Origin of the sequence: uncultured Enterovirga sp. (assembly GCF_964242715.1) — a bacterium.
GTDB lineage: Bacteria > Pseudomonadota > Alphaproteobacteria > Rhizobiales > Beijerinckiaceae > Enterovirga.
Window position 1 is genome coordinate 37,215 of record NZ_CAXTAZ010000036.1, and the last position, 13,151, is coordinate 50,365.

Below are 13,151 nucleotides of genomic sequence, written 5' to 3' on the forward strand. Positions count from 1 at the left end.
CACGACTCCGCCGTTGAACTCGTCTCAGGTCGCCGCCGTTGTTGAATCAAGATTCGCCCGGGCTCAACCGAGATGATTGAGGCAGCGCGGCCGCGTGTGCTCGAGGTCGGTATGTCTTGTTTGTTCAAGCAGGCTTGGCCGGCAACGACCGATTTCTTCTATGCCGGGCCCGAACGCTTCGCCGTGGAAGGGGATCTTCCTGCTCGGTTCCGATCCAGAGTCTGGCTCCGGCCAGGTCATTTCGACCTTGTGGTCGCACATACCTCTATCGAGGAACCGTGGCGCCCCGGTGTACTGGTGCGACTGCTGTCGCCTCGGCGACGCTCCGATGCATGGGCTGCGCTCGCCTGGGACGTGATACGTCAGTTTCAGCCACGCGCGGAGAGCACCCCCGTGGCTGTGCTCGACATGCACGATGAGCGCGCCATCCACGCCCGCGACCTCGCTCTGCTCGGCGGGTGCGTGCGCTACTTCAAGCGCGAGCTTCCGCCCAACCCGGTCACAGCGTTTCGCCCGAGCCTCAGGCGGTCGTGGCTCACCTCTCAGCTCACCAAGCTTCAGCCAATCTCGCTCGGACTGCCCGCGGATGTCATCCGAGAGGCACCGGCCGTCGTACCGGAAAAGTCGACAGACGTGTTCTTCGCCGGCAGCCTGGAACACGCGCCGGCCGTGCGGGGTGCGGGAGTCGCGCAACTCGAGAGCCTTGCCTCGGCGGGCGTCCGGGTCGATATAGCGCGCGAGCGGCTGTGTCGGGCGGCCTTCTTGGAGCGCTGCGCCCGCGCGCGCCTGGTTTGGTCGCCGGAAGGGCTTGGTTGGGATTGCTTTCGGCACTATGAGGCGGCTTTGTGCGGCTCAGTACCGCTGATGAATCTCCCCACGATCCGCCGCCATGCGCCGTTGTTGGATGGTGAGCACGGGATCTACTACGGTGTCGAGAATGACGGACTGATCCGTGCGGTGACGTCCGCGCTGAGAGACCCGAGGCGGCTCGACGCCATGGGCCTCAGCGCGCGTGCCCACGTGCTCCGCCACCACACTCACGCGGCGCTGTGCGAGTACATCACGCGCGAATGCCTACCCGGCTGGCGAGCGGACCGTCAGGGCGCATTAGTCTAGCTTGAGGTAGCCCTCAGCGGTAGAGTTCACCTTACAGTTCCGAACAGATCGATCTTGGTGTCTTGGTGTGAACGCGGGCCGGTTCTGAAGGTAAGCCACGCCAAATGTAACCGGGTGCGGGGAGCTAGCGCTTCCTGCCGTCGCGCGACGCGGATCGCCGTCTGAGCCGCCTCGCGATGACCGGCCACGACGGCGTCTTCCGCCGCGCCGAGAGCGCGCGCGAGCATCCCGTCGCGGATCTCGCCAGGCGTCAGACCGAGCGCGACAAGCGCTGCGCGGTCGATTGGAGCAGGGCCGTCGAGATCGTCTGGCGAATTCTCCCGACGGCGCGCCGCCGCAGCGTGCACGCCGAGTTCCGACATGATCCGTTGTTCCAGGTCGGACAGGCTTGATTGCGCTGCATGCTGCCGATAATCGAGAAGATGGTCGGGAAGCACCGCGATGCCGTGGCGCTCGCTTAGGCGCATCCAGAGATCGTAATCCTCGGCCAGGCGAAACGCCTCCCGATAGCCGCCGCAGGCTCGCGCCGCATCGCGGCGCATCATGACACTTGCGTGGGCGAGGCAGTTCCGTTGCGCGAGCGCCGCCCGCAACGCCACGACCTCGGTTGGAGGCTGCACCAGCCGAAGAACCGAGCCGGTCCGGTCGATCACGCGCCAGCCGCAACCGATCAGCGCTAGCGCTGGGTCACAATCCAGCGCGGCACATTGTCGTGCAAACCGCTCGGAGGCCGCGACGTCGTCGGCGTCCATGCGCGCGACGTAGCGCCCCTTCGCTTCGGCCAGGCCGCGATTCAGCGCCGGAACGACCCCGAGCGGGGGTGTCGTGATAACCCGGATGCGGTCCTCGCCAGCGGCGTAGCGGGCGATCATGCTTGCGGTCGCATCGCGCGAGCCGTCGTCAATGATCAGGAACTCGAAATCCTGGAGGCTCTGCCGCAGGATGCTGCGGACGGCTTCATCCAGATACATCTCGCCGTCGCGCACCGGCATAACCACGCTCACGGCCGGAGCACTCATGCGACCCGATCCGTTCGTTGCGTCGCGGCCGATCCGTGGTCATCCTGGGCGGACCCGGCGAGAGATCCCCACGCATGGCTGAGCCCGACGATCACAAATTGCCCCCAGTCAGCATCGTCACCGTCTCGGCGGACGGATACCTCTTCATCCGGCTCCTCGTCGAACGGGTTCGTGCGCTCGTCGGTTCGCGCAGCTACGAAATCGTTGTCGTCGATCGGGGCTCTCGCGACGGATCGCGCGATTGGCTGAAAAGGCAATCGGACGTGCGCCTCATGACTCGTCGGCAATGGTGGTGGCAGCGCGGTCATCGCCACGGGAACGCCGCCGAAGCTGGAGCTCGCGCAGCAAAATTCGAGAGGATCGTCCTCCTCGACTCGGATGCGCATCCGGTCAGCCCGGATTGGCTCGTCGATAGCGTCGACCGGCTCGACGATCACCACCGTCTCGCAGGAGCGATTTCTCGGGAAAGGCATCGCGGCAATCCGCACGGATGGTACGTCCATCCGCACTTCATGACGTTCTTTAAGAAGGATCTCGGCAAGCTGGTCATGCTGCGCAAGCTGCGCGGGGAAGATACGGACACGGGCGAAGAGGCGACGATTCGCGTTCTCGAGGCCGGGCTCGGCGTGGTAGGTCATGAGATCGCGTTCGCCCCAGAATTTTCTGTCGGGAACCCGCGGGTGCCGACGATCTCGGGCGGCGTATTCCATTGTTGGTATATATCCAGGCTGACGCACAACGAGCCGGAAGTTCTCCGAGAGACGGGAGGGGCCGTGACGCGTGCCAACTACCTCGATCCACTCGTCAGGCGCCTTCGTAAGGTTTATCAGCTCGCCTTTTAGCATAGGACAAACTTGGCCGACGCCGAATTACAACGTGAGGGAGCGCAGGAATTTGGGCCAGTGGAGCAGCAGCGCCTCGCTTTCGAAGGTGAAAAAACTTGCAGGAATGCAGAGTTTGGCGGGGATACGACGAGTTCTGCGAAGATTGAGGGCAGCTAAACTTGGTCTGCTCGGCAGATCGTTGCGGTCGTTAGCGAGAGGCGTCATGGTGGCCCGCTCGCGCCGCATTGACCGGGCAGTTTTGCGAATGCCGCATTACGAGCTCGCCATCTGCGCCATTTTCCGAGAGGAAGCGCCATTTCTTGAAGAGTGGCTAACTTTTCATGAGAACGTCGGCGCCTCTCATTTCTATCTTTACAACAACTTCTCAACCGATGATTACGAAACAGTTCTTCGCCCATGGGTCGCGCGCGGCTTGGTCACCCTTTACGATTGGCCTCTCCCCGTCGGGCAACTTCCCGCCTATCGTCATTGTATTCGCAATCACAGGCGCGACGCGCGTTGGATCGCGTTTATCGATATCGATGAGTTCCTGTTCAGTCCCGACGCAATGGACGTGAGGCCCTCTTTGAGAGCATGGACTCAGGCCCCGGCGGTGCTGGTCTATGGTTTTTATTTCGGCTCTTCGGGCCATGTGACGAGACCAGACGAGCCAATCGTATCAGCCTACACGAGACGCGCTACAGCGACAACGTACTGCAGCGCGAAAACCGTCGCTAATCCACGGTTTATCCGCGCCATAACGAACGTGCATACCTTCAGCTACTGGACGGGAGAAGCGCTCGATCTGAGTTGCAGAACTCTGAATGAAGGACGTCAATCTCCAATATTCGAGCCTCTTCGATACAATCACTATTGGTCACGATCGATTGAAGATTTGCGCATCAAGGTCGAACGCGGCGACGCGTCGAGCGAAAAGGTCCGCGATCTCGATTGGCACCTCGACTTCGAGGCGAAGCTTAACGAGGTCGAGGATCGAGCCATCGCGCCCATCGCAGCCTCGATCGGGCTGACAGCCGCCCGATTACTCACCTGAGGATCACGGGAGGTTCACCCGAGCGACCCGGAGACCGATACGGCGGTTCCTATCCAGATCCTCCCGTCTCGCTCGATCCAGGAGGGCCGGATCGGACGACAGTGTTGGATGGGACTTCGTTGCTGCCCTTCACGATCATGACGAGATTGTGCTCGAACGTGATATGGCGGATTCGGCGGGCGAGCGGCCGAAGTTCGGGATCGGCGTCAGCCTCGTCTAAAAACTCGGCATAGTTCAGGTGCTTCGCGAGATCCAGAAATCGTCCCACGCAGGTGCCCGCGAAAGCTGAGCTCGACGGATTGGCGCCGCCCCAAATCACACCGCCCACCATTCGGTCCCAGTAGGAGGTTTGGACGTCCTCGACGACGTAAAGGCCGTCCTCCGTTAACGTGTCGAACAGGGCGGTGAACGTCATCCACTGGTGCGATCCAAGATGAGAGCCGTCATCCACAACGACGTCGAAGGGACCTTGTTTGGCAAAGGCCGCAAGTTCGCGCGGATCGCCCTGGTCGAGCCGCACTATGCGGGTGCGCCGCCTCGCGAGCGCCGACCTGTCGTTCAAGTCGCAGGCCACGAGGGTGGCGAAAGGAAAGTAGGCCCTCCAGGCCAGGAGCGAGCGTCCGCCGATTTCGTCGGCAGTACCGCCGATGCCGATCTCAACGAAGCGCACGCGACGGTAACGGAAGCGGCGGAGCGCGTCCGCATAGGCGGGACCGTACCGATGGTCACCCGGAACATGGGGGCGGTGCTTGTCGGTTCCGGCCCAGCGCATCAGCCAAGGGAGCGGCAGCGGGAAGGGACTGATCAGCAGAGCGACGGTGTGTCGAAGCCGGTAGAGCAGGATAGATTTCTGCAGGTCGGATCGATCATCCCACCTCAGCAGCCGCTTCAGCATGCGCTTCACGGCTTGCTTAGCCGGGCTCGGGCAGCGAGATTGCGCGCATGGTCATGTCTTCGACCCTCCCATCCAATTGCTTCCATCAGCTCAGCCGTAGCGCGTGAGGATCCTGGCGAGAAGCTCGCGTCGCCGATGCGCCCGCGCCGAGTTGAGCCATCAATGCCCGATTTGTATTCGCCCGCGGGCCTGGGCCGCCCAATGCCCACGATTCACTCACACGATGGGTCGGGGCGTGCTGATCGGGCCAGACAGTTTTCGCACGCTTCGTGGCCGACTAGGACCGCAGCCGTGACGAGCCCTGCCACCGCCCTCAAACTTCTCCATCCGGTCTGGCGCAAGCTGCCCCCGGGACTGCGTCGCCAGCTTTACGCGACGATCACGGGCCATCTCGCGACGCCGGCCCGCTGGACGGCTGCAACGCCGAGGACGCCAAGCGAACCCTATATCGTGGCCGGCCCCCTAAGCGCGCCGACCGGATTGGGACAAGCGTCCCGCCTCGTCCTCGCCGGCTTGATCGCGGCCGGGCGGGATGTGTCGGCCGTCGACCTCGGCCCGATTTTGATGCAGCCGGCGACTATCCCGGTGCCTGTGCTGCCTCTGCCGCGCTTAGGCCCAGGAACGGTCCTCCTGATGTCGCAGCCGCCCACAATCGCCCACAGTCTCGCAGCGATCGGTCGCGGACTCCTGCGGGACAAGCTGCGCTTAGGGCTATGGGCCTGGGAGATCGATCGGCTCCCGCCCATCTGGCTGGCCGAACGGCGCTTCGTCCACGCCGTCGCGGCCCCGAGCCGCTTCGTCCAGACGATCTTCGAAACAACATTCAACGAACCGGTGCGGCACGTGCCGTGGCCGCTTGGGGCAATCCCGGCGCCGCCGCGGACGGAACTGGCGCGCCGAGACATCGTGTTCGGGGCTGCGATGGATCTCGGTTCGACGGTCGCGCGCAAGAACCCTTTCGCGACCGTCACGGCGTTCCGGGGAGCTTTCACGGTGGAGGGTCCGGCGCGCCTCCTCCTGAAGCTGCGCGATCCCGGCAGCGCCCCGCAGGCCTTCGCCAGACTGCAGGAACTCCTCGCGCAGCCAGGAGCCCCGATCGACCTGGAACTCGGCAATCTCGGGCCCGAAGGCATTGAAAGCTGGTGGCGTCGCATCGACGTCCTGGTGTCGCTGCATCGGTCGGAGGGGTTTGGTCTCCTGCCGGCCGAAGCCATGCAGCGGGGCGTTCCGGTGATCGCGACGGATTGGTCTGCCACGGCGGAGTTCGTGACGCGGGAGAACGGCTGGCCGGTCGAGGCGCGGCCGGTGCCGGTTCGTGATGACACAGGACGCTATGCCCTGGATGGTGCGATCTGGGGCGAACCGGATCCAGGCGCCGCGGTGGCGGCGATGCGCGCGGCGGCCTCGGATCGGGATGGCGTGACGCGAAAGGGCGCGCAGGCCGCCAGAACCATCGCTCGGGCCTATTCGACCACGAGGTTTCTCGATGCGCTCGAACGGCCGGTGCGAGCATGACGCGCCCGATCCGCGTCCTCCTGGGCGCGGATGGCTTGCACGGTGCGCGAAGCGGAGTCGGGCGCTACACCCTGGAGGTCGCCACGCGGCTCGCCGGTCATCACGCGATCGAGGATCTCGCCCTTCTGATAGGCGGCGCCGTGCGGACGACGGCCGAGATCCCGCAGGCCGAGGCCGGTGACGAAGCAGCGCCGACGCCGCGCTCGGGTATCCGCGACACGCTCGGCGGGATCCTGGGCGAGGTCGGCCCTTTGCGCGCCCTCCGCAACCGCGTCCGGATGCGCGCGCTTGGGCGGCGGCTCGACCGGCTCGGACGCTCTGCGGACTGTCCGGTGATCTACCACGAAACAAACCTCATTCCCGTCCCGTTCGACGGGCCTTGCACCGTGACGGTCCACGACCTGTTCTGGCGCGAGCGACCGGACCTGATGCCGCCCGGGCGACTGCGCTGGCTCGAGCGAAACGTGCCGCGGTGGCTACGGCAAGCGCAGGCCTTCGCCTGCGTGTCTGCCTTCACCGCCGCGGAACTGCGCCGGCATTTTCCGATCGGGGACAAATCGGTGGCGGTCGTACCGGGCGCGGCATCGGCCCGGTTCCGGCCGATGGGCGCCGAGGATGCGCAAGGCGTTCTCGATCGCTACGGCCTCGCCGACCGCGGCTACGTTCTGGCGGTCACGACGCTCGAACCGCGCAAGAACCTCGATCGCCTCGCCGCCGCGCATGCGGGCCTCCCGACCGACATCCGGCGTCGCTATCCGCTTGTCGTCGTGGGTGGCGACGGCTGGGGTCCGGTGCTCGCCAGGACGGATGCCGCGCAGCGTGCGGGCGACCTGCGGCTGCTCGGCTTCGTGCCCGATGCTAGCCTTGCGGCGCTGGTTGCACGAGCGCGGCTCATGCCGATGGTCAGCCTCTACGAGGGCTACGGCCTTCCCGTCGTGGAGGCGATGGCGGCGGGCACGCCGGTGCTCGCCGCCTCAACAACCGCCACGGCCGAAATCGCCGGGTCCGCAGGCGTGATGGTGGACCCGCTCGACGTCGAGGCGATCCGCGACGGTCTGCGGCGGCTGATAGACGATCCAACCCTGTGGAGCGAGCGCCGCGCCGCGGGCCTCCTCCGCTCCGCCGCGTTCTCGTGGGACCGCTCTGTCGCCGATCTGATCACGCTGTGGCGGCGCACGCTCGACGGATGATCCGCGCACATCAGCGCTTGTCTGCGGAGACCTCGGCCAGCACCGCCTCGATCGCGCTGAAATCCTGGGCGAGAGGCGGGGCCGCTTGGACCAGGGCCGCGAGGATGCGTTCTCGATGAAGCGGATCGGTGAGCGTGTCCATCGTTCGGCTCAGAGCCTTGTCGTCCTCTGGATCCGTGAGAACGAATCCGGTCTCGCCGGACCGGACGAGCTCCGAGGCGCCATCAGCCTCGCTTGTGATCACGGGCAGGCCGCAGGCCAGCGCCTCGATTGTCGAGACGCTGCAGGCGTCCCAGCGGGTCGGATGCACGAAGACGTCGGCGGCCGCATACAAGCGCTCGATCTCGGGATCGAAACCGGTGAAGGTCACGCGCTCGCCGATGCCGAGATTAGCGGCAAGCGCCGCCAGGCTCGGCTCGGGCACGCCGCCTGCCACGACGAGCCGGGCCGAACGGTTATCCGCCCGAAGTGCCGCTAACGCTCGCAGCGAAATATCGACACCCTTCAACCGCAGATTGTGCGCGACAGAAATGAATAGCGTCTCGCCGTCGGCGATCCCGAGGCGGCGCCGCGACGCATCCCGCAAGGGCGCGAGCCGTGCGCGGGAAAATCGGCCGGGATCGATCCCGTTGCGGACGATGCTGATCAAAGCTGGATTGACCTCGTAGCGAGCCGTGATGAGATCACGCACCCGTCCAGATACCGCGATGATCGCGCGGGCGTGAGCGATTTGCCTCCGCTCGAGGACAGACATCATCAGCCGCCGGCCCTGCGTTTGGGGCGATATCGACGCTTTCAAGCGCCGTACTCGGCTGTGCGCGGCGATCTCTCGATCAAGGCTCGCGAGCCTCGATCCAGTCTGGGGCTGAAACACGTCGCCCGAGCAGCTAAGGCCGGTGTCATGGACGACCACAGCCCCAAGCGTCGCGATCGCTCGGTCGAGCGCCCGAGCCTTGCCCCATTCCGTGGTTGCCGCGTTGGCACGATGCAGCCGGATCCCGGGCTTCTCCGCACCCCCAAAGGCGACCACATGGACCTCGTGGTCCCGCTTCGCCAGGAAAGACGCAAAGTCGATCGTCCAGCGCTCCAGGCCACCGAAGCTCGCGTCGAACCGCTCGGTCACGAGAGCGATTTTCATCTTCGGGCCGTCTCGTCCTGCAAGCGCCAGACGCTCTCCCACATCAACGCGGTCGTGAGGTCACGATGTCAATCCATCCCGCCCTCTCGCGCAAGCTGCGGGTGAGCGCTAGGCTCTTCGTCGAAAGTCGCCCGATCCGATTAGGGTCATCGAGGATGCGAGTCAGCGCTCGGCGGAAGGCTTCCGGTGTGGTCGCGTCCGCGACCAGGCCCGGATCGAGCCGGCGGATCTGTTCCGGTAGTGCTCCCTCCGGCGTCGCGATGGTCGGCAGACCACGTGCGAGTGAACGGGCAGCCACGCCGGATTGGCTCGCCTCCGTGTAAGGACACAGCAGAAGGTGATGCGCATCGATCAAGGCATCGAACCGCGCCTCGTCGACCCACCCGAGTTCGAGCGTAACCTGTGGCCAGTCCGCAAAGGCGTTCAAGACCCAGCCAGCGAGGGGACCCTCTCCGGCGATCGTGAGGTGCCAGTCAGACCGGCCTCGCATGGGCTCGAGGACCTCGCGCAGGAATGGAAGCCCTTTGTAGGCGAGCAGCCGCCCTAGGAAGAGCAGCGCGAGCGGCCGCGATGGCGGCATGGAAGGGTGCGAGCCCTCTCGTACCGGTTCGAGGGCCTCAATCGCAATCATCCGAATTTCGCCTGAATGGGATGGTCGTTTTCGAAGGAGCTCCTGCTGCACGAAATGTGACAAAGCCACGACATCGTTGGCGCAGGCCATCAATACAGTATGTGTCAGGCGTTGCAGAGCCGGATAATAATCACCCGGGTGAGGCGCGGCGTCGTGGACGACGTAAACAATCCGGACCCGAGCCGCACGGAGAAGCAGCGCGAGCGGCACGCATAATGGTGAGTTCATCGTGAACACGACGGCGGAGGGCCTCAGCGCCCTCAAGCGTCGAGCGTGCGTTGAAACGGCTCGCAACGCCGTCGTGGGAGCTCGGAGGAGCTGAACGGACCCGCCTAGCTCAATGATCTCAACATGACTCGCCAGTTCGTGGAATTGCTGTAAATCGCAATTCTCCCGACGGATCGACACCACAACGGGCGTATCAGGTTGCTGCCCCAATAGATGCGTGACCAGTCGCAGCGTGAAAATCGATCCGCCACCTTTCGTTCCCCAGTAAACCAAACAGACCGGGGAGATGTCAGGACGCGCCCTCGGTTCTTTCATGGTAGGGGCAATGGTCACGAGCGGAGGCTCTGGCACACATCTGGGTTGAAGCTTAGGCGGCTTGCGCGTGGTGCTGCAAGCGGCAAATGGCGATGGTCTGTCGTTCGATCCTTTCTCGTTTACCGAGGCACCGTGCCAAGCCGGAGTCCTCGCGCGTGATTACCCACCGTGCTGTGCGCCATTAAAACCCCATGCGACATCTACGTCTGGCATGCTGGTTCCGACCTTGCAATCCATGGTAACATCTTTATGATGCGTTAGACATTGCGCCGGACCCGCACACGGCGTAGTTTCCGGTCGAGAACGTGACGCTGCCCATTCCCGACCATCTGGCAGCCCGGGTGGGCGAAGCCGGCGATCTGTCGCGCCGCGCGCTCTGGAGGCATTCGCCCTCGCCGAATACCAGGTCGGACGACTGACCGAGGCCGAGCTGCGCCAGCTGCATGGCTTTTCTACACGCCACGAGCTGGACGGCTTCCTCAAGGTGCACGGCATCTTCCACGCCTACGCAGCGGCCGATCTAGGCCGGGAGCGGGATACCCTGAACCGGCTTGGCTTTTGATTCGCGTGCGCATCGTCGTCGCGGACACCGGGCCGCTGTAGTATCTGGTGCTGATCGGCGAGATTGACCTTCTGCCACGCCTGTTCGAGGCCGTCGTCATCCCCGCTGCCGTGCAAGCCGAGATGCTCCATCCGGGTGCGCCGCAAGCCGTCCAGACCTGGGCAGGAGCACCGCCGCCCTGGCTGACCATCTCGGGCGGCGGCGGAGAGCGATGCAGGCCTCCCGCGTCTCGACGCCGGCGAGCAGGCCGCCATCGCGCTTGCCATTGCGATAAAGGCGGAGCTGCTCTTGATGGACGATCGCGCCGGCGTGGCGCAGGGATCGCGGCGGATAACCGACACGCTGCCGATCGCTCGGGCTCAAGAGGCCTTGGTCGTCACCTCGGGGTCGGCGCCTGTGGCGCCGGCGCTCGTTGCCGCGAGCGGTGAGCGCGCCCATTGGCGCTTCCTTGAGTTTTTCACCGCCCACATCCGCAACCCGAACACCCGCCGCGCCTACGGCCGCGACGTGAGCACGTTCCTCACTTGGTGCGCGGCCGCCGGCGTCCGCTCGCTTGCCGAGATCACACCGTTCCACGTCGCCGGCTACCTTGATCAGCGCCACCCGTCTCGGGAGAGTGACATCTGGAACGGGGAGAGCGGCGACATCTCTATCGGGCGTCTACAGCTCCCATTCGCATAAGCTTAATTATGGAACTGAAGCGCTTCTCCAGAGGGAGGTTCCGCCGCTCAGAATATATCTTATGGAACTAAGACCGGAGCCCGTGTAAAGGAGTGCAACGGCTTAGCCGAGGAGTGACGTAAGACGTTAACCCTAACGCTGCTGCCTCGCACGCTTCGCCGCGACCCAAGAATCCTGCTGACTTGATGCTCGCCGGCAATGACTGCTTCGCCGACGATCCGCTCATCTTCCATCCGACTCGACAGCTGCGACCATCCCAGACCGAACCGATCCAGGCAAGAGCCCATGACCTGCCGTGACCCCCGTCTGCACATCGAAGCCGAGCTGGCCAAGCTCGAGGCCCTGCCGAACGAGCTGGCCCAGCGGCATCTCGGCTGGCGGCTGATCGAAGCCTTCGTCGCGCGCAACCCCGGTGAGCTCCTGTTCTGGTCGGTCGCATTCGCCAGGTACGAGGGAGCGGGCGCCGCCGAGATCATCGACGAAGTGGTGTCCACCGCGGTCCCGGGCCCAGAGCGATCGAACTGACCGACGCCGCAGGGTCAGATCAGCGCGACCGCGAGGTCTCGCAGCACGTCCGCGAGTTCAGAGCGGCATTCAAGCAGCCTCGGCGTGGCGGTCGCCCTGAGCTTCGGGAGCGCACGATCGTACACGACGACGTTCGTGTCCTCGTTCAGGCGGGACGAGTAGATCAGCCCGTCCGGCCGCTCATCGTGCGCCCACACAGCGGCCGACCACGCCTGGCCGAGACCTTGCGACGAGGCTCTCAGGGCATCGGACGGGATGCCCATCCGGGCAGGCCCGTCGCCGCGTAGATCGACGAGCCTCAAGGGAGTATCAACCACGATCTCGGCGCAGCTCCAGCCGTCCAGTTCGGCCGCCTCAACGAGCCAGTCGCCGAGCCTACCATTGCCGCGGTCACGCAGGATCGCTTCGAGGAAGCACACCTTGAGCGTGCTCCCGAGATAGACGACGCCGAAGCGATCGGCATCCAGGATGCCCGTGCGCGCGTCGCTGAACCGGCTCGCGCCACGACCGAACCCGAGCGGATCCGGGTGGCGCGTCCCGTAGAGGCGTCGCCAGATCTCGCCGGGCGCGACCTCATGGAGGTCGAGCGGACGCGACCCGAAGCCGGCCGGCGGAAGCACGGCTTCAGCCTGTGGCGGCGATCACGCGAACGCGCCCTCTCCCACGCCCTGCGCCGTCGCCAGCACCTCGTCGACGCGGCCACGACGAAGCGCTTCGAGCGCGCTCGAGCCGTCGAGCTCCGGATGATGCTGAAGCAGGAAGCGGTGCACGGCCCAGGGATGCTTGCCGAGCGCCTCAATGAGCCGCGGAAGCCCGGCCAAGAGTCGACCATCGGCGCCGATCTGCCATTCCGGAAAGCGGACGCCGCGCTTCGCGCCTTCGATCCCGAGCACCTCTCCGCGGCGGCGCTTCTGGTGCACCGTCTCCCGGGTCGCCCCGATCGCGGCCGCGAACTGGTCGGCGCTCAGCATGTCCGGGGCCTGCAGGATCTCAGCAGCGCGCTTCGCTCCACGCTGACGTGCCTCGGTCAGAGCTTCATCGAGCTCGTCCCGAGGGCGCTGATCGACGGCGTCCTCGACAGCCACCTTCGATACCGGCTTCCCTGGCTCGACGAGCACCGTCAGGCGAACCGCCCTCCCCGACTGCTCGGCACGATGAACAGCCTTGCCGAAGCCAGTAAGCAGGCCCTTTGCGGTCCCCTTCCGGCCAATGATCTCGCCGAACACACTCGGAGCCAGGGTTATCTCGGCACCACCGGCACCAGCCCCGACGTACTGGCCAGTCGAGGCTAAGCGCATCACATGTCGCCCACCCGCGACGACGCGGGCGCGCGCGGACCGGCTCTTACCCTTGACGACTGCCATCTCGCGCCTCCAGACGTCGGCTAACATCGTCAGGTTAGGCAGTTTCGTCAAGTTCGTCCGGTGACCGCGCTTGGACCTTTCCGGCGGTGTTCGA

At 65.1% G+C, this 13,151-nt stretch carries 13 protein-coding genes; 7 read left to right on the forward strand and 6 right to left on the reverse strand.

The annotated features are described in order from the left end of the window. Window positions 1-393 precede the first annotated feature (393 nt). Window positions 394-1,116, forward strand: a complete 723-nt coding sequence (locus tag ACFE87_RS16920; protein WP_375460816.1) for a glycosyltransferase — start codon at window positions 394-396, stop codon at window positions 1,114-1,116. A gap of 26 nt (window positions 1,117-1,142) precedes the next feature. On the opposite strand, the gene ACFE87_RS16925 is transcribed toward ACFE87_RS16920, so the two are convergent. Further along, entirely contained in the window at window positions 1,143-2,135 is a 993-nt protein-coding gene (locus ACFE87_RS16925) for a glycosyltransferase family 2 protein (RefSeq protein ID WP_375460817.1), read from the reverse strand. Between the two features lie 74 nt (window positions 2,136-2,209). On the opposite strand from ACFE87_RS16925, the gene ACFE87_RS16930 reads away from it, so the two are divergent. Together ACFE87_RS16930 and ACFE87_RS16935 are read left to right on the forward strand one after the other, a co-directional pair. Further along, window positions 2,210-2,977, forward strand: coding sequence for a glycosyltransferase (locus tag ACFE87_RS16930; protein WP_375460818.1), 768 nt, complete (start codon window positions 2,210-2,212; stop codon window positions 2,975-2,977). Between the two features lie 205 nt (window positions 2,978-3,182). Continuing rightward, a complete protein-coding gene (locus tag ACFE87_RS16935; RefSeq protein ID WP_375460819.1) occupies window positions 3,183-4,013 on the forward strand; it encodes a glycosyltransferase family 92 protein in 831 nt (276 codons plus the stop codon). 49 nt (window positions 4,014-4,062) lie between these two features. Here ACFE87_RS16935 and ACFE87_RS16940 read toward each other — a convergent pair whose 3' ends face one another. After that, window positions 4,063-4,683: a hypothetical protein gene (locus ACFE87_RS16940; RefSeq protein WP_375460820.1), complete on the reverse strand. Its 621-nt coding sequence runs from the start codon at window positions 4,681-4,683 to the stop codon at window positions 4,063-4,065. Window positions 4,684-5,199: 516 nt separating this feature from the next. Here ACFE87_RS16940 and ACFE87_RS16945 point away from each other — a divergent pair. Continuing rightward, the gene (locus tag ACFE87_RS16945) at window positions 5,200-6,423 is read left to right on the forward strand and encodes a glycosyltransferase (protein WP_375460821.1); all 1,224 of its coding nucleotides are present in this window, start codon (window positions 5,200-5,202) and stop codon (window positions 6,421-6,423) included. Then, a complete protein-coding gene (locus ACFE87_RS16950) occupies window positions 6,420-7,613 on the forward strand; it encodes a glycosyltransferase family 4 protein (protein ID WP_375460822.1) in 1,194 nt (397 codons plus the stop codon). The genes ACFE87_RS16945 and ACFE87_RS16950 overlap by 4 nt, the downstream gene beginning before the upstream one ends. Before the next feature lie 10 nt (window positions 7,614-7,623). Here the strand turns inward: ACFE87_RS16950 and ACFE87_RS16955 are convergent, their stop codons facing one another. Continuing rightward, window positions 7,624-8,751, reverse strand: coding sequence for a glycosyltransferase family 4 protein (locus ACFE87_RS16955; protein ID WP_375460823.1), 1,128 nt, complete (start codon window positions 8,749-8,751; stop codon window positions 7,624-7,626). Between the two features lie 43 nt (window positions 8,752-8,794). Then, a complete protein-coding gene (locus ACFE87_RS16960; protein WP_375460824.1) occupies window positions 8,795-9,943 on the reverse strand; it encodes a glycosyltransferase family 4 protein in 1,149 nt (382 codons plus the stop codon). Between the two features lie 835 nt (window positions 9,944-10,778). Between ACFE87_RS16960 and ACFE87_RS16965 the strand changes: the two genes are divergently transcribed. Further along, complete coding sequence (locus tag ACFE87_RS16965; RefSeq protein ID WP_375460825.1) at window positions 10,779-11,168, forward strand: site-specific integrase; 390 nt, start codon at window positions 10,779-10,781, stop codon at window positions 11,166-11,168. Between the two features lie 285 nt (window positions 11,169-11,453). Then, window positions 11,454-11,693: a hypothetical protein gene (locus ACFE87_RS16970; RefSeq protein WP_375460826.1), complete on the forward strand. Its 240-nt coding sequence runs from the start codon at window positions 11,454-11,456 to the stop codon at window positions 11,691-11,693. A 14-nt stretch (window positions 11,694-11,707) separates the two neighbouring features. Here ACFE87_RS16970 and ACFE87_RS16975 read toward each other — a convergent pair whose 3' ends face one another. Next, the gene (locus ACFE87_RS16975; RefSeq protein WP_375460827.1) at window positions 11,708-12,313 is read right to left on the reverse strand and encodes an RES family NAD+ phosphorylase; all 606 of its coding nucleotides are present in this window, start codon (window positions 12,311-12,313) and stop codon (window positions 11,708-11,710) included. 21 nt (window positions 12,314-12,334) lie between these two features. Next, the coding region (locus ACFE87_RS16980; protein ID WP_375460828.1) for a hypothetical protein at window positions 12,335-13,151 on the reverse strand (817 nt) is incomplete at its 5' end.